This is a genomic window from Bifidobacterium sp. ESL0690, from assembly GCF_029392315.1.
Lineage (GTDB): Bacteria > Actinomycetota > Actinomycetes > Actinomycetales > Bifidobacteriaceae > Bifidobacterium.
Genome location: NZ_CP113939.1, coordinates 1,328,736 through 1,345,960, shown reverse-complemented (window position 1 = coordinate 1,345,960; position 17,225 = coordinate 1,328,736). Strand labels below are relative to the sequence as shown.

The following is a 17,225-nucleotide window of genomic DNA, read 5'->3' as shown; positions in this document are numbered from 1 at the left end:
TTCCGAGAATTTTTCGTTTTAGCCATGATCCGTTGCTTTCCGAGCATGTCCGAAAACAGCTGCCAAGCTGGCAGAAAAAACCAAACCGTAGTCAACCACTTTCCGGCGTGTCAGCCGTCAAAGCATCTATGCCTTTTGTTAATGTACTTCTTTGTGACCCGAGCTGAAAATGGCCACAGATTCAACTGAGGCAGAAAAGGGGTTGATGTTGCCACGGACCGGAAATAGCCCTGATTCGGCTGAAGTAGTTGCCTCCGGTTCCTCCCGTCCCTCTGTTTTTGCCCGACTTGCGACGCTCTTCCGTACTTCTGATTTTTCGAGCAAAACTGGCGCTGCGAATACTTCCGGTTCCGCAAGTACCTCTCAAACTTCCAGTTCCTCGACTACGCCTGATTCTTCACATACTTCAAGCGTTTCCCGTCTGTCTGCTTCTCGCCGAAACAATGCCATCGACGGTCTGCGTGCATTGGCAATCATCGGAGTGGTGGCCTACCACGTCCGCCCGTCGCTGTTGAGTGGCGGATTCCTTGGCGTTACCATCTTCTTCGTCATTTCCGGTTTCCTGATTACCGGCAGCGTCGAAAGACGCATGGCCAGCAAGCAGGGCTTCCATTACGCGAGCTATCTTTGGCGCAAAATCAAGCGTTTGACCTTCCCGCTGCTTTCGCTGATTGCCTTGGTCGTACCGGCTGCCTATTTCCTGTCTCCTGGCATGCTCCCGAAGCTGCACCTCGATGCGTTGCCCAGTGCGCTATACGTCAGCAACTGGGTCTATATCTTCCGCAAGGTCTCGTATTTCGCCGCGGCAGGACTCCCGTCACCGCTGACACATCTGTGGTTTCTGGCGGTCACCATGCAGTTCTATCTGGTCTGGATTTCACTGCTCTGGCTGATGCATCGCTTCAGCTTGAGATTGCGTACCAGGTTCCTCATAACCTTGCTGCTCGCCGTCGCCTCAACGGTTCTGATGATGATGCTCTACGTGCCCGGCTCCGACGTGTCACGCGTCTATTACGGGCTTGATACGCGTTTTTCCGAACTGATGATTGGTGCTCTACTTGCTTTTGCGGTCGAGCAGGCAAGAACGAAACGCAGTGAATCTGACGGACGTGACGAACGCGCTGAACAGCCTGAGCAGAATACACAACACAACGAAAAGTCAGAGCCGGCAACGAATGCCGAGAGCTGGTCGAATCCGGTGAATCTTCTTTTGGCAGCCGCCGGCTTCTGTTTGCTCGCTGCACTGATCATTCTGTATTTCGTCTCCAATGGCAATGACGAGATGCTGTACCGTGGTGGTTTCCAAGCCGCTGCGCTTATCGTCGCGCTGCTAATCGTCGTCGTCCTTGTTCCAGGCAACTTCTGCCGTTCGCTGCTTGGTTCGCGGGTGTTCCGCTATATCGGTTCGCGTTCGTTCTCGATATATCTGGTCCATTATCCGCTCCTTGAATTCATGAACCCGGCCATCCGTACACAGCCTCTGCGTTGGTGGGAATGGATCGTCCAGTTCCTCATCCTTTGGGCGGTTTGCGAGGCCTTCTACCAGATGGCCGAAGCCGTACGCAAGGTCATACCCGCAGGCAAGACGCCGTTCCGAGAAATGCGTTTGGTCACCAAAATTCTCTCGTTCCTAGGCGTTGTGGCCGTCGTGCTCTGCACGGCGTTACCGGTCGATTTCAACCAGATTGCCGCCAAGCGCTCGGACGCTTTACGCCAGGATTATCTTTCCATCGGCCGTAGCCTCGGCATAGCCACGCCGATTCGGCGTGATCTTCTGACCTTACGACGCTCGGCGGTTCCCAAGCCATCCCTTAACCTGCCTCCGCGTCTGGTACCGAAGGCTGCCAAAGTTCCGAAGAACCTCAATACCAAAGGCTGGACGTATGACGCGTCTACGGGTTCGTGCACCGCGAATCCTTTGATTATCAGTGATTCGGTTGAGATGGGTGCGCACGATTTCGTACAGGAGCACATTCCGGCCAGTGTTCAGGACAATATGGTCGGCCGTCATTTCGCCACCGGCGCCGACCTCTATCGACAGCATCAAGCGCAAGGTCAGGCTGGAAGCGTTGTTATCATGGCGCTCGGGACCAACGACCGCATCGCCGATGCGCAGCAGGTGGAGGATCTGATAGCGGCCGTGGGCAACGAACCGCTGTATCTGACCACCGTCCGTTCGCCTACGGGCTGGCAGGATTCCAACAACCAGATTCTGCGCTCGGTGGTCGCCAAGTACAAGAACGTCGGTTTGCTCGACTGGTATGCCATCAGTGACGGACATCCGGAATATTTCTACGACGACGGCACCCATCTGACACCGGGCGAAGGCGGTGGCCGTGAGGCTTACGGCATCATGATTCGGCAGGGTTTGTGCGGACAGTGATTTCCTTGCTATAGCAGCATCAACGGTTGCTACAACTTCGCCAGTTTGATAAGGAATAGTAATTATTCGGCTTGAAATATCCAATATTTCTCGAAAACCTTGTTTTGCTTGGGACGGTTTTGGGAAGGCAAAATACCGATTCGAAAAGCCTATTTCAGTCGGTTTTCGTTTCTGGGCACCTGAAGCAGCCTTGCAGATGGTCGTTAACGATGCCCGTCGACTGCATATAGGCGTACATGGTGGTGGGACCGACGAACTTGAATCCGGCCTTCTTCATGGCCTTGCTCATTGCAATGGATTCGTCGGTCACCGCAGGCACTTCTTCGCGGCTTTTCGGCCTGTTGACGCGCGGGCCGTCGGGTGCGAAACTCCAGATGTAATCGGCAAACGGCATGCCCAGATCCAGCGCAACCTGAGCGTTATGAATGGTGGCCTCGATTTTGCGCCTGTTGCGGATGATGGCTTTGTTCTGCATCAAATCCGGTATTTCATCAGACATCTGCGCGACGCGTTCGATGTCAAAATCGTGGAAAGTAGCGTCGATGGCCTTACGCTTGTTGATGATGGTGTTCCATGAAAGCCCTGCCTGCATCGCCTCCAGCGCAAGCCGTTCGAACAAGGCTTGGGAATCGTGGCAAGGCGTGCCCCACTCGGTGTCGTGGTAGACGAGCATGTCGTGGCTCAGCCCGAGATATGACTGCGGCCAGCAACGTTGCAGGCCGTCACCCTGCTGTTCGGTTGACCCCTCCGTTGCATTGTCTGAAGCGGTCTTTGCTGGCTTTCGTTTGGCACTCATACGTTGAGCGTTCCTTTCTTTCACGGGTTATGTCTTTTATACTCTCGAGCCTCGGCAGCTGTGGATATTCAATGCTATGCGGAGGATATCCGTGCATAACTTTTGCGACACGCCCGGGCGATGTGGATAACCGGGGTCATTCGACCACATCACCCGTTTTTCATGCTCTATTTTGAAGAGATGAGGCATAGTGGAAACGTAGGTACCTGTAATGCAGACATTCGACTGAAAGGAGGCATGTCAGTGATAATGGACAATAGGAAAAAGCAGCGGCTCAGACGGGAACGGTTGCGGCGTCAGAAGGAGGAACGCAGGCAAAGGCTGATCAGTCTGGTTTGGGGATTAATCACGATTCTTGCGGTTTGTGCGGTGTTGTTTGCAGGCTTCGGCATTTCGGGTCATGAAGCGTTGGCCGCGACAAACGAGACGCCGGAAGAGACATTCGATGCAACGCAGAAAACGTCTCTAATTACTAATGACGCATACATGTCCGCGCCGTCGTTGCGCCAATCTCAGCTGGACTTCATTGAGCCGATAGGATCGGTGGACCCGCCGATGCATAGTGAAAAGGGTTGCAAGGCCGATATGCGATGGCCAGTGCTGCCGCATGTGGTTATCAGGAAGTTCAAAGCGCCCAAGCAGGTTTGGGGTCCCGGCCATCGCGGTGTCGATATCGCTGCGGTGGAGGATACGCCTTTGTTGGCCCCTGCCAGCGGTTACATCAGTTTCGTGGGTATCGTCGCGGGAAAATCAGTGGTCAGCATCCGTCATAAAAGCCTCACGTTGACTTTGGAACCTGCTCAGACGCTATTGCCGATAGGCACACCAGTGGTCAAGGGAATGCCGATTGGCACAATGAAAGGCGTTTCGGACCATTGCACCGGAATCTGTGTGCATTGGGGGGTGCGGAAAAGCAGAAAAGAATACCGTGACCCACAACAAATGGCTTCTAAAAGGAAAATAGTGCTTAAGCCCGTTTCTCCATGATCGACTTGTACGGCTTGGTATTAGAACCATCGTTCTGTTCGAGGTGAAGATAAAGTTTTATCAGCTGTGAAACCGACAGGCAACAACCGGTATGAGTCTCTTACAAGATAAGTTACAGCAGTGGCTTTGTTTTACAGTCCCGCGTCAGCCAGCGAAATATATCCAGGTTCGATCAGCAGGTGCTTCAGGTTGCTGGCGCTGATGGCCATCGGCTTTTCATGGATGATGTTCATTTTCGAGCCGTTGATAGTCGCTGCTTTGACGTAGGAAAGGTCGGTGACGTTTTTCCCGGCTTCTATGGTGGCAGTCGCACCGGCGATGTCATGTGAAAGCTTTTGGATATCCTCCATGCCGGTCATCCACTGTTTGCCGTTGACCACGTCGGGCATCATATCGGTGTAAGCGCCGTAGCCGGTGATGATCGGCCAAGACAAGTCGCCCTCGCCGTCGGTTTGCTCCTGTTCTTCGCCTTCGGTAGCGTCCTGTTTGCTGTCCTTCGGCTTCGGTGGAGCCTGCTTGTTGAGATTGTGTTTGCCGGTCAACGTTCCTACAATGCCGGAAACTTCGATTTCAGGATTGATGTCGGCTGCAGTACCGGTGTATTTGAGACTGGTGAGTTCATCGACGACTACTGATGAAACGAAATCGTTCATACCAAGGATGCCGTCGACATGAAGCGGCTTGCTGTCTTTGGACGAACCGTTGAGTCTGGCGTCCAGTTCGGTTTTTACCTCAGCGGCTTTGGAGGCCTTGAACGCAACGGATTCCCAGTCCTTGTCGGTCGTGGTCGCTGTCAGTCTCTTCGACGGGCTAATGGCTCTGCCATCCTTGAAATAGGGCTGCAGCACATCCCATATCCCGGCAAAGGCTTCTTCGGCGAACGCCTCGCTTGTGTCACTCGTCGAGTCGTCATCTTCGCCGACAGGAATCATGACTTCGACGGCTTTGGGATGCATTTTGGTCGTCTTTTCCAAGGCAAGTTTCGAGACGAGCTGCTGGGCCTGTAGCGCGCCTATCTGACGTGGTGTGGACATGCTGACGAAAATATCCGGGTTGAACCCTGCCAACGGGTTGGCAAGGATGATGGTGCGAGCTCCGGCTTTCTTCGCCAGTTTCAGGGTTTTCGCCAGACGTTTGGCTGCCGTGGCTTCATCCTTCGCATCGGCTTTGTCTTTCTCGTTTCCGTCCTGTGTTTGATTCGATTTCTCGGAGGAAGATGAGGAAGGCGATGATGTTTTCGAATCCGCATTACTGTTGGCATCCGTTGAGCTGCCCGCGTTTGCAGGCTTTTCGGTGTCATATGTCGTGGCGTCGGTCGGATTGGTGACGTAATCCCCGTATTGCTCGTTGCCTTTGTTTCCGGAAGTCGCCGGTGCGACAATCAACGTGGTATGGCGGTTGGTGTCATCGGACGCGGAGGAAAGCTGGTTGACCACGTAGTCCTGCACGTCGTCGCTCTGTTTGGTCAAGGTGCCGTCGGTCCTGACTTTGATGTTCTTGGATTGGAAACCGGCATCGGTCAACGATTTGGTGATGGCCGGGGCGAACTTGGCCCATTTGTTGAGCGGCGTATGCGAGGAGATGGAGATGCCGTCGGAGGGGGTGAAGATCATGACGTTGCTTTTGGCCGCAGCCGAGCTTACCGACACCTTGTCGGTGTCGATTGAGGTGGTTCCCGCATCCTGCTGCCCGTTGCCGCAAGCCGCTGACACCATGGAAAGAGCCACAGCAGTGGCGAAAGCCAGGAAACGTGCCAAGGTATGCTTGCCGCGCGTCGTCATGAGTTATCCTTCTTTATACGCTTCGTATCAACGATATTGATATTAGTCTGGGGCCAATAGAAAGCGCCGCCGCATTTGAATCCTTGGATTACTATGCGGCGGCGCCGAATCGAACTTTGACTGGTGACCAACTCATGGCTAACGCGATTGGCTCAGTTCCTTCTTCAACCCTTCGTCCAACGCGTCCATGAAGCCTTCAGTGTCAAGCCAAGGCTGGTCTGGACCAATGAGCATGGCCAGATCCTTGGTCATCTTCCCGTTTTCCACGGTCTTGATGATGACCTGTTCCAGCGTTTCGGCAAAACGCGCCACTTCCGGCGTCCCGTCGAGCTTGGCACGCTGCTTGAGCCCGCCGGTCCAGGCGTAGATCGAGGCGATGGGGTTGGTCGAGGTCTTCTCGCCTTTAAGCCAACGGCGATAGTGGCGGGTCACGGTGCCATGCGCGGCTTCGGCTTCCACGGTCTTGCCGTCAGGCGTCATCAATACTGAAGTCATAAGCCCCAACGAGCCAAAGCCCTGCGCCACCGAGTCGGACTGCACGTCGCCGTCGTAGTTCTTGCAGGCCCAGATATAGCCGCCGTGCCATTTCATCGTGCTGGCCACCATGTCGTCGATGAGACGATGCTCGTAGGTGAGTCCTTCAGCTTCGAAACGCTCCTTGTATTCGGTCTCGTAAACTTCTGCGAAGATGTCCTTGAATTCGCCGTCGTAGGCCTTCAAAATCGTGTTTTTGGTCGAAAGGTAGACCGGGTAGTGCCGCATGAGCCCATAGTTGAAGCAGGCGCGTGCGAAGCCGCGGATGGAATCGTCAAGATTGTATTGCACCTGTGCCACGCCGGCGCCGGGGTAGTCGTAGACGACATGCTCGATGGGCTCGCTGCCATCTGCCGGTGTGAACGTGACGGTCAAGCGACCCGGTTTGCCGACCTTGAAATCCGTGGCTTTGTACTGGTCGCCGAAGGCGTGCCTTGCCACGACGATGGGCTTCTTCCAACCCGGAACCAGCCGCGGGATATTGGAAATGACGATGGGCTCGCGGAAGATCGTGCCGCCGAGAATGTTGCGGATGGTGCCGTTCGGCGACTTCCACATTTTTTTGAGGTTGAATTCCTTGAGACGCGCCTCATCAGGGGTGATGGTCGCACATTTGACGCCGACATGATGCTTCTTGATGGCGTTGGCCGCATCGATGGTCACTTGGTCGTCGGTGGCGTCACGGTTTTCGATGCCGAGATCGTAATAATCAAGATTCACATCGAGGTATGGCAGGATGAGGCGATTCTTGATATCCTTCCATATCACTCTGGTCATTTCGTCGCCGTCGAGCTCGGCTATCGTCCCTTTGACCTTGATTTTTTCCATACTTGCCCTTTCTTCGTTTATGAAAATATGGTGCCATTATCGCGCCAAAATATGTCATCGGTGTTGCTTTGACTGACTGGCGAGACGCACTTTCCCGCGCTTCCCGATTACGTGTCGCTCGTCACATAGGGGAAGTAATCTTAAAGCCATGACTCAGGAAATTGAAATCGGTTTGGGCAAAAAAGGCCGTCTGGCCTATTCATTGGACGATATCGCCATCGTCCCTTCCCGCAGGACCCGCGATCCGAAGGACGTTTCGACGGCTTGGCAGATTGACGCCTACCAGTTCGACGTTCCGGTGCTTTCGGCCCCGATGGATTCGGTGACCAGCCCTGCCACGGCAATCGCCATGGGCAAGCTGGGCGCCCTCGGCGTGCTTGATCTCGAAGGATTGTGGACACGTTACGATGACCCGCAACCACTGCTCGACGAGATCAGCCAGCTCGACGAGGCCAATGCCACGGCTCGCCTGCAGGAGATTTATGCAGAGCCGATTAAGCCGGAACTGATTACCAAGCGCCTCCACGAGATTCGTGATGCGGGCGTTACGGTGGCCGGTGCGCTTTCGCCCCAGCTCACGCAGGAATTCTATTCGACGGTCGTTGATGCTGGTGTCGACCTCTTCGTCATCCGGGGCACAGCGGTTTCCGCCGAGCATGTTTCGGAAAGCCACGAGCCGCTGAACCTGAAGAAATTCATCTACGACCTTGATGTTCCAGTCATCGTCGGGGGAGCGGCCAGTTATACGGCTGCCCTTCATCTCATGCGTACCGGTGCGGCTGGCGTGCTGGTCGGTTTCGGCGGCGGTGCGGTTTCCGCCACGCGAGCCACCATCGGTGTCCACGCTCCGATGGCCACGGCGATTGCCGATGTGGCCGAGGCCCGGCGAGACTATATGGACGAATCCGGCGGGCGTTACGTACAGATTATCGCCGACGGCGGTATGGGTACTTCCGGCTCGTTCGTCAAGGCTTTGGCGATGGGTGCCGACGCCGTGATGCTCGGGGCTCCTCTTGCGCGCGCCACCGAGGCTCCCGGTAAGGGCACACATTGGGGTGCCGAAGCCCGTCATCCCTCGCTTCCTCGCGGAAAGCGCACGAAGGTCGGCACGGTTGCTCCGTTGCAACAGATTCTCTTCGGGCCAAGCCACAACGCCGACGGCTCGGTCAACTTCATCGGCGCCCTGCGCCGCGCCATGGCCTCGACCGGTTACGTCGATCTCAAGAACTTCCAGCATTGCGACGTTGCGGTCACGCTTTCGCATTTGGGATGATTGACCGATAATCATCAACTATCGTAAGTGGGCTGCCTGCATAATCAGGTAGCCCACTTTTGTTCGATAGTCATCAATTTATACGTATTACCATCATATAAAATTCAAGGTTTCACAAAAAAGCGCCGAAAACCTTGAATTTTGCCGAAATAGCCTCTTGTTTCTTGACATTGCCGCCGATTTCTGTTGCTCTGGAAAGTGACGTTAACCGAAAAAGCAAAGGAGGTTCAAAGATGAACGAAAAGAGACAAGGACGATCGCAGACGCTGACACAAGAGCCGTCGAGTATGAAGACGCACCCGCAACAGATGGTGGTCACACAGCAATCAGGATTGCCCACTTACGACGGGTCCATCCGCATCGAATTGTCGAATCGGCCCGTCCCATACCATATTTCACGCTGTTATCCGGGAACGCTTAGCGAAGCGGAATGTCGCAAGTCCAGCCTCAATTCGTGCAGGCTGGCATGTATGAGCCTGGACGTGGTGCGTGGACGCACGCCACCGCAGACGCTGCAGCATTCCCTAAGCGGCCCTTGTGTGCAACGTCTCGAAACAATGTCGTACCTGTTGGAGAACCATCTGCGCACGCATCAGGAGCTAAAGGCCAAGCTCTGCTATCTTCCCGCCGTACCGATGCTGGTATACACGACGCTCGTGAGTCCCGATACCACCGAGACAGTCGTCAGCCTATGCGTAGGCAAGTCGACCTACTGGGTCACGCTGGTGTTCCACCGCAGCGGTTCGCGATGGATTTGCACCACTGCTGACCTCGGTTGATTCGGAGAATAAGCCTGATACCTGTAATTATTGGATTGTATTAAAAGTTACGCTAACGTAGCATTGGGGTTACGGTTGCGTATAGTTGAATCTATGTTGCGAGAATTCTATTTGGATCCTGTCACCAAAACCACCGATAAGGACACCATCTATTCCCTGTTGTCCAAGCGAGCCGGAAAGGACCCGGACGGAACCATAGCCGAATGGCTCGATGAGGATACCCAGCAATGGCACACCGTCACCGCCGGTGAAATGCTTGAGCGCGTACGCAAGGTCGCCAAGGGTCTCATCGGGCTGGGAGCCAAGGCCGGAAGCATGGTCGTCATCTACGCCGCCACCAGCTACGAATGGGGAGTGGTCGATTTCGCTTGCGCTGCCATCGGTGCGGTGAGCGTGCCGATTTACGAAACGGATTCGCCCAAGCAGGCCAAGGGCATCGTCGAGGACGTCGACCCGATCGTCGCTTTCGGCGGAGATGCGGAACACACCCAGACGCTTGAGGAATTCCGCCGTGACCGTGACGGTCTCAAATACGTGTTCAACCTACAAGAGGGCGGACTTGAAGCCGTCTCCGATTTCGGCACTTCGGTAAGCGACGAAGAGCTTGATGAGGCCATTTCGCGCGTGCGTGCCGACGACATGCTGACCATCGTCTACACCTCCGGATCTACCGGTGCACCCAAGGGTGTCATGCTTTCGCATCGCAATTTCGTTTCCACGACATTCATCGGCTGGGCCGTGCTCGATGATATGCTCTACCAGCCGAGCCGATTGTTGCTCTTCCTGCCGTTGGCACATTGCTTCGCCAGATACATCCAATACGTCGCCATCGGCGCTCAGGGTGTTGTCGGCTATACGCCAAGCGCCAAGCATCTCCTGACCGATCTGCGCACGTTCAAGCCGACCTATCTGCTCGGCGTCCCGCGTGTGTTCGAGAAGGTCTACAACGCCGCTTCACAGAAAGCCGGTGCCGGATTGCAGGGCCGCATCTTCAACATGGCGTTCAAACATTTCGTCAAGTGGTCGAAGGACGGACAGGAAGGGCGCGGACACACCCTTGCCGAGCGTCTGGAACACAAGTTCTATATGAAGACCGTCGGAGCCTCGGTGCGCAGTGCCTTGGGCCCGAACCTCAAGTATGTCGCCTGCGGCGGTGCTCCGATGAACGCCGATCTGGCGCACTTCTTCAACGGCATGGACGGAATCACCTTCATCCAGGGTTACGGCATGACAGAAACCGCCGCGCCCTGCATCGTAGCCTTCCAAGACTTCAACAAGGTCGGGGCCGTCGGGCGTCCGGGCACCGGCATCGCCGTCAAACTTGCCGATGACGATGAGCTGCTCATTAACGGCGAGGACGTTTTCCTGGGCTACTACAAACAGCCCGAACTTACCGCCGAAGCCAAGGAACCGGGCGGTTGGGTCCATTCCGGCGACATCGCGCAGATCGACGACGACGGCTTCGTCTACATCACCGGCCGTAAGAAAGACATCATCATCACTGCCGGCGGCAAGAACGTGAGCCCTGCCCCGATGGAAGACACCATCGGCACCTGCCCGATCGTTTCCCACGCCGTGGTCATCGGCGACGGCCGCCCCTTCATCGCGGCGCTTATCGAACTCGACCCCGAAATGGTGCGTTCGTGGCTTGCCAACAACGGCATGGATGAAAACATGCCGATGGCCGAAATCTGCAAGAACGATGCGGTTCGTGCCTACGTCCAGCAATATATCGACCAGGCCAACAGCTCGGTTTCCCGCGCCGAATCCGTGCGCAAGTTCGTCATCGTCGAAGATCAGTTCACTCAGGAGAACGGCATGCTTACCCCGAGCATGAAGGTCGTGCGTGGCGAGGTCCTGAAACACTATGCCGATCTCATCAACACGCAGGTCTATACTCCTAAGACGCGAGTCAAGCCGGCACCGTCGGCCACCGCAGGATTCATCGACAAGACCACTGAATCCATGCGTCAGGCCACTCCGAAGGTTCGCGAGGCCTACGAACAGGCCAAGCAGAATGTCGGAGCCCGCCTTGCCGAACACGAGGCTGGGCATGACGCCGAGCGTGAGGGCGAGGATCCTTGGAAGAAAGCTCCAAAGGCTGATGCCGAAGGAAAAGACTTGCCGGACCAGAAGTAAACAGCCGTTAAGGCATCAAGAGGAGCAGTGCATTGGCGTTACGAGAAATAAGGGTCGTGCCCGATCCGGTGTTGAGAACCCCGTGTGAACCGATTCGCGAGATCACCCCCGCGGTGCGCAACATGGTGCAGGATTTGCTGGATACGGTCGATGATCCCGGTCGCGCGGGACTTTCAGCAAACCAGATCGGCATCAGCCTGCGCGCTTTCTCCTACAACATCGACGGCAAACTCGGTTACGTCCTGAACCCGGTCATCGAAGAGACCAGGGGAGAGCAGTACGGCGACGAAGGCTGCCTTTCGGTTCCCAAACTCTGGTACAAGACCCGTCGCGCCGATTACGCCCGTGTTCGCGGCATCAATCTCGACGGCAAGACCATCGTCGTGGAAGGCACCGGCATCATGGGCCGCATGCTCCAGCACGAAACCGATCATCTCGACGGGCACATTTACCTCGATCGCCTTGAAAAGGAAGAACGCCGCGAGGCCATGCGCCGCATGCGATCCCTGAATTAGCAGGATATGTTTGCAATCTGAAGAAAAGAGAGCAGATTGCAATTTGCCCCCAGTGTGACAAGTCGTCATTTTGGGGGCAGATTTTTGCCAAGCACGGCCTTCACAGTATTCAGCTGTTTCGATATCTGGCCATATTTTCCTAAACCTTATAGGCAAACAAATAATTTTCATCTTTTTATACAGTTTTGGATAAAAAATCTATTAATTATTTCAGATTTTGACACAATGCCTAGTTTCATTTGCATTTATGATATTTTTTTAAAAGTGCATTTTATTGTTTCCGCATTATGCATATCGATTGCTTAATAATGCGAATTCGGTGTTTCGGCACTCTTTTGAGAAGAAAGGTATGAGGGGATGTCTTCAGCTCAAAAATCAAACACGCCAGGCACACAGCCTGAGAATATATCAAAAAGCAGCTCAGAAGGGGTCGTCGAAGACAACGATTACACGCTTTCAAGAGTACCTGCCCACGCGAAAAAACCGTTCTGGAAAATATTGCTGATCCGTATCGGCAGCATTTGCTGCGTCTCCCAGCTGGTGCTCGGTGCGGCCCTGGGTTATGGCATGACGTTCTGGGGTGCGTTCTGGGCCACGATGCTCGGTTCGGTACTTCTTGAAATCATCAGCTGGGCGCTCGGTACCGCAGCCGCACGCGAAGGACTTTCCACCAGTCTTCTGTCTCGCTGGACAGGTTTCGGCAAAATGGGCTCAGCCATTTTCGGCGGGGTGATGGCCATTTCCATGGTCGGCTGGTTCGGCGTTCAGAATTCGGTTTTCGGTAATGGTCTTTCCAGCATCATCCCGTTCACCGATTTTCTGGGGAAGTTCGAAACGCCTGGCTGGTCGATTGTAACCGGCCTGGCCATTACCTTGCTCGTGGTCTTCGGAGTCAATGCGATTGCCGATTTCGCAACCGTGCTGGTGCCGCTGTTCATCATCGTCGTGCTTTACGCGTCATTCCATGTCTTCCAGTCCACTCCGTTCATGACGCTGTTCACTTCTCCCGCCCCTGGCCCGGCGCTTTCGCTTGGCGCGGCCACGACGATGGTAACCGGCGGATTCATTGCCGGAGCGATTGCTACACCCGATTATGGCCGTTATCTCAAGAACGGCAAGCAGGTCTTCTGGATGACTCTGATCGGTACGTTCGTCGGCGAGTTGGGCATGAACCTTCTGGCAGTGCTTCTGGCCCACGCCACCGGCACCAACAATGTGGTCGACATGATGATGAAGACCTCGGGAATCGTCGGTGTAATCATCGTCATCACCTCGACGGTCAAGCTCAACGACATCAACCTGTATTCTTCTTCGCTTGGGCTTTCCACCATGATCAATGCCGTGTTCAACCGCAAGCTCAACCGTAACGTCCTCGTCTGGAGCCTGGGCATCGTGGGAACCTTCCTCTCCGTAATCGGCATCCTCAAGTACTTCACCAACTTCCTGACGTTGCTGGGCGTCGCGGTTCCGCCGGTTGCCGGCATCATGGTCATCGACTACTACATTCTCCGTCGTCAGGGACGCAAGGATCTCGAAGCGACGCGTGCATCCGGCACGCTGCCTTCCAGCGTTGAAAAATGGAATCCGGTGTCCCTGATTGTCTGGGTCTTGGGCTTCGCGATCGGTGAAATCACAAGCATCTATTCCATCGGCATTCCCGGACTCAATTCGTTGATCATCTCCGCGTTGTTGTACTGGGTGGTCATGGAGATCATGGCCAAGGTCAAGGGCGTGAAGACCATCGAGTTCGCCCACACCAGCCAGGTCCTCTGAAGAGACACAGCGGGGCTTAAGCATGGCGAAAATCGTATTGTCACAGTTCGAAAGCGTACTGTGCGACACCAAAGCCAATGTCGCCAAGGCATTGAAACTTATCGAGGCTGCAGGAGAGCAGGACGCGGACATCATCGTGTTTCCCGAACTGTTCAGCACCGGCTACCAGCTCGATGTGGTCGGTCCTCGTATCACCGAACTTGCCGAGCCTCTCGATGGTCCCAGCATCACTGCGATGAGGGAGGCGGCGCGCAAGGCTAGGGTCTACGTCGTCGCTTCCATCGCGCTCTATCACGACGACCTGCCTGGTGTTCCGTTCAACAGTTCGGTGCTGATCGACCGGGACGGCAATATCGCCGGGGTCTACGACAAGCAGCATCTGTGGGCCAAGGAACGCTTCTACTTCAAAGGCGGCAACGGCACGCCGGTTTTCCATACCGACTTCGGCACTGTCGGCCTGATGATCTGCTACGACATGGGATTCCCCGAGGTCGCACGCGAGTTGGCGCTCAAAGGCGCGCAAATTGTAATCTGTCCCTCGGCCTGGTGCGAACCGGATAACGACATCTGGAACATCAACACCCCCGCCCGGGCTTTGGAAAACACGGTTTTCCTCGCCGCGGTCAATCGGTACGGTCGGGAACAGGACCTTTATATGGGCGGCCACAGCCGGGTTTGCGATCCGCGCGGGCGTGTCATCGCCGAGCTTGAGGAGCAGAAGGAAGATGTGCTGAGCGTCGACATCGACTTGGCCAAGGTGGTCTCCAACCGCCAGACCAGTCCTTATCTGCGCGACCGACGTCCGGAACTCTATCAGGATGTGCTGCTTCCCTGAAGCCGCACATGATCGGAATTATCGCATCTGTTGTTAATAAGTAAACAATAATAAGTCACATTATTTTATAAAAAGGAGCAGTATCTTCATGACGACGACGTCAGCCCAGCCGGGAATTGATTCCTCGGAGGGCTCAGAGGCGGAATATAAGGAAAACAGTCTGTATGTGCCTCAAAATCAAAGAAGAAATTGGTGGTCAATCGCGCTGATCTGGATAGGCCAGTCGATTAATGTATCGACACTGATGACCGGCGCGATTCTAGGCGCAGGGCTGACTCTGCGCGACGCCTTCCTGGCGGCGCTGATCGGATTCGGCATCATCGAGGCCTACATGTGCTTCGTGGCTATGGAAGCCACCGACACCGGCCTGCCGACCTCGGCCATGTCGTCAGCGGCTCTGGGCCGCAAGGGTGGCCGCTACGTCATCTCCATCATCATCGGCATCAGCCTTATCGGCTGGTTCAGCGTTCAGGCGGCCGTCTGTGGCTCGTCCTTCTCGCTGATGGCCGCCAAATTCGGCTGGTCGATCTCACCACAGATTTGCGAGATTGTATTGGGCCTGCTGATGCTAATCACCGCGGTTCTTGGCTTCGATGGTGTCAAATGGGTCAACTATATCGCCGCGCCGCTGCTCTTCATCATTTGTGTATACGGGCTTTTCACTTCCGTGTCCACCACTGGCATGTCCAGTCTTTTCTCCTACGTGCCCAAGCAGAGCATCGGTCTGGTCGCCGGCATCAATATCGCGGTCGGTTTCTTCGCTGTCGGTGGGGCGACGGTCGGGGACTTTTCGAGGTACGCCAAGGACCGTAAGGGTGCGGTGCTCTCCAGCATCATCGGCATCTGGCCTCCGATGGTCATTCTTCTGGTGATGGGAGCGATGCTCGCCATCGTCAAGCCCGAATCAGGCGGCGACATCTCCAAGATCATGGCCTCCATGGGATTGGCCGGATTGGCACTGATCGCGCTGGTCATGTCCACCTGGTCCGTCAACGTGAGCAATGCCTATTCCGCAGGGCTTGCATTTGCCGTCATCGCAGACAAGGGCGACAAAGGCTACAAGGTCTCCACGACCATCTCGGGCATATTGGGCATCATCCTCGCGGTGGCTGGCATCATGGACTATTTCCAGCTCTTCCTCACCGTGCTTTCCGCGATGATTCCGGCCTTGGCAGGAGCCATGATCGCCGACTACTGGCTGGTGCGCAAGGCGCGTCCGGAAAACTTCAAGCCACTCGATGGGTTCTCGGTTCCCGGTCTGGTCTCGTTCATCGGCGGTTCCATCGTCGCGTTGATAACCGGCGGCACGTTCGCTTCGGTGCCTGCCCTCTCGTTCCTTGACCACCCATTCTTCCTCGGGCCGGTCAACGGCATCGTGGTCTCGATTTTGCTTTACGTCTTGGTATACAAGGCCATGAAACTGCCGGCATTCCCCGGCGCCATTCAATTGACTCGCAAAGGTGAATGAAATGCAAAAATTGGTTTCTTCTGATATTCCCGATATCGCTCTCGGTTCCTCCTTATTGGGAGCCGGCGGTGGAGGCGACCCCTATGGGGGAAGCCTGATCGCACGTCAGGCCTTGGAAAAGGTGGGCAGCATCGATCTCTACGACGCCGAAGAGGTGCCTGACGATTGGATTGTCGCCACCATCGGCGGTGTCGGAGCGCCCAGCGTAATGGCGGAAAAGGGCATCAACGGATGCGAATTCCCCAATCTGCTCAAAGCCATGAAGGAACAGACGGGTCACAGCCTCAACGCGTTCGTGCTCTCCGAAATAGGCGGCATGAACTCGGTCATCCCCGTTGCCGCTTCGGCCGTGGCCGGCATCCCGCTGGTCAACGTGGACGGCATGGGTCGCGCCTTCCCGGGCTTGCAGCAGGATTCGTATAATATCGCCGGCGTCCATACCTGGCCGATGGCCTTCGCGGACGAAAAAGGCAATGTCGCGATGCTCACCACCATCGACAACGACTGGATGGAGAACCTTGGCAGGGCGGCCGTCGACGCAATGGGCGGTCAGGGCATCGCCCTCGGCCAGCTGATGAGCGGCAAGACGATGAAACGGGCCGCCGTCCGAGATTCGCTCACCAAGGCACGTTTCATCGGCCGCACCATCCGCACCATCAAGGAAATCGCCGACGAAGAAGGCGTCACACCTCGCGAGGCATTCCTGAAAAAGATGAAGGCCAAAGGCATCATCGAGGCAAAGATTGCCGACGTGACCCGTGAAACGAAAGGCGGATTCAACTACGGCCTGGCCAAGCTCGAAGGCATCCGTTCCTCCCGCGGACATCAGGCCGCCGTGGAGTTCCAGAACGAAAACCTGATTGCCTACCTTGACGGCAAGGCTGTCGCCACCGTTCCGGATCTGATCTGCATGGTGGATGCCGACACCTTCACCCCGGTGACCACCGAAAATCTGAAGTACGGCAAGCGTGTTCTGTTGCTCGTCTTGGAAGCCGACAAGGTCTGGCATACGCAGGCCGGCATCGACCTGGCCGGACCGCGCTGGTTCGGTTACGACCTCGATTACATCCCCTTCGACTCAATCCAATCCGAGCTTTAGAGGAAGGCACAATGAATCTTGAAAATGTTCGAAAG

General features: G+C 55.5%; 13 protein-coding genes. 10 read left to right on the top strand and 3 right to left on the bottom strand.

Features of this window, described 5'->3' with window-relative positions; translation table 11 throughout:
• The first annotated feature begins 205 nt into the window (after positions 1-205).
• Complete coding sequence (locus OZX62_RS05455; protein ID WP_277175239.1) at positions 206-2,383, top strand: acyltransferase family protein; 2,178 nt, start codon at positions 206-208, stop codon at positions 2,381-2,383.
• Positions 2,384-2,537: 154 nt separating this feature from the next.
• Here OZX62_RS05455 and OZX62_RS05450 read toward each other — a convergent pair whose 3' ends face one another.
• On the bottom strand, positions 2,538-3,179 hold the full coding sequence (locus OZX62_RS05450) for a DNA-3-methyladenine glycosylase I (protein ID WP_277175238.1): 642 nt from the start codon (positions 3,177-3,179) through the stop codon (positions 2,538-2,540).
• 237 nt (positions 3,180-3,416) lie between these two features.
• On the opposite strand from OZX62_RS05450, the gene OZX62_RS05445 reads away from it, so the two are divergent.
• Positions 3,417-4,166, top strand: coding sequence for a M23 family metallopeptidase (locus OZX62_RS05445; RefSeq protein ID WP_277175237.1), 750 nt, complete (start codon positions 3,417-3,419; stop codon positions 4,164-4,166).
• Positions 4,167-4,297: 131 nt separating this feature from the next.
• On the opposite strand, the gene OZX62_RS05440 is transcribed toward OZX62_RS05445, so the two are convergent.
• Together OZX62_RS05440 and OZX62_RS05435 are read right to left on the bottom strand one after the other, a co-directional pair.
• The gene (locus OZX62_RS05440; protein ID WP_277175236.1) at positions 4,298-5,947 is read right to left on the bottom strand and encodes a hypothetical protein; all 1,650 of its coding nucleotides are present in this window, start codon (positions 5,945-5,947) and stop codon (positions 4,298-4,300) included.
• A gap of 138 nt (positions 5,948-6,085) precedes the next feature.
• Complete coding sequence (locus OZX62_RS05435; protein WP_277175235.1) at positions 6,086-7,309, bottom strand: NADP-dependent isocitrate dehydrogenase; 1,224 nt, start codon at positions 7,307-7,309, stop codon at positions 6,086-6,088.
• Positions 7,310-7,457: 148 nt separating this feature from the next.
• Between OZX62_RS05435 and OZX62_RS05430 the strand changes: the two genes are divergently transcribed.
• From OZX62_RS05430 to OZX62_RS05395, 8 genes are all read left to right on the top strand, one after another.
• Entirely contained in the window at positions 7,458-8,582 is a 1,125-nt protein-coding gene (locus tag OZX62_RS05430; protein ID WP_277175234.1) for a GuaB3 family IMP dehydrogenase-related protein, read from the top strand.
• Between the two features lie 233 nt (positions 8,583-8,815).
• Complete coding sequence (locus tag OZX62_RS05425; protein ID WP_277175233.1) at positions 8,816-9,361, top strand: Rv3235 family protein; 546 nt, start codon at positions 8,816-8,818, stop codon at positions 9,359-9,361.
• A gap of 93 nt (positions 9,362-9,454) precedes the next feature.
• Entirely contained in the window at positions 9,455-11,500 is a 2,046-nt protein-coding gene (locus OZX62_RS05420) for an AMP-dependent synthetase/ligase (protein ID WP_277175232.1), read from the top strand.
• A 32-nt stretch (positions 11,501-11,532) separates the two neighbouring features.
• On the top strand, positions 11,533-12,015 hold the full coding sequence (gene def, locus OZX62_RS05415; protein WP_277175231.1) for a peptide deformylase: 483 nt from the start codon (positions 11,533-11,535) through the stop codon (positions 12,013-12,015).
• Positions 12,016-12,372: 357 nt separating this feature from the next.
• Complete coding sequence (locus OZX62_RS05410) at positions 12,373-13,788, top strand: cytosine permease (RefSeq protein WP_277175230.1); 1,416 nt, start codon at positions 12,373-12,375, stop codon at positions 13,786-13,788.
• Positions 13,789-13,810: 22 nt separating this feature from the next.
• Positions 13,811-14,623, top strand: coding sequence for a nitrilase-related carbon-nitrogen hydrolase (locus tag OZX62_RS05405; RefSeq protein WP_277175229.1), 813 nt, complete (start codon positions 13,811-13,813; stop codon positions 14,621-14,623).
• Positions 14,624-14,711: 88 nt separating this feature from the next.
• Positions 14,712-16,091, top strand: coding sequence for a cytosine permease (locus OZX62_RS05400; protein WP_277175228.1), 1,380 nt, complete (start codon positions 14,712-14,714; stop codon positions 16,089-16,091).
• Position 16,092: 1 nt separating this feature from the next.
• Positions 16,093-17,190 (top strand): DUF917 domain-containing protein, encoded by a 1,098-nt coding sequence (locus OZX62_RS05395; RefSeq protein WP_277175227.1) that lies wholly within the window; start codon positions 16,093-16,095, stop codon positions 17,188-17,190.
• The last annotated feature ends 35 nt before the right edge of the window (positions 17,191-17,225 follow it).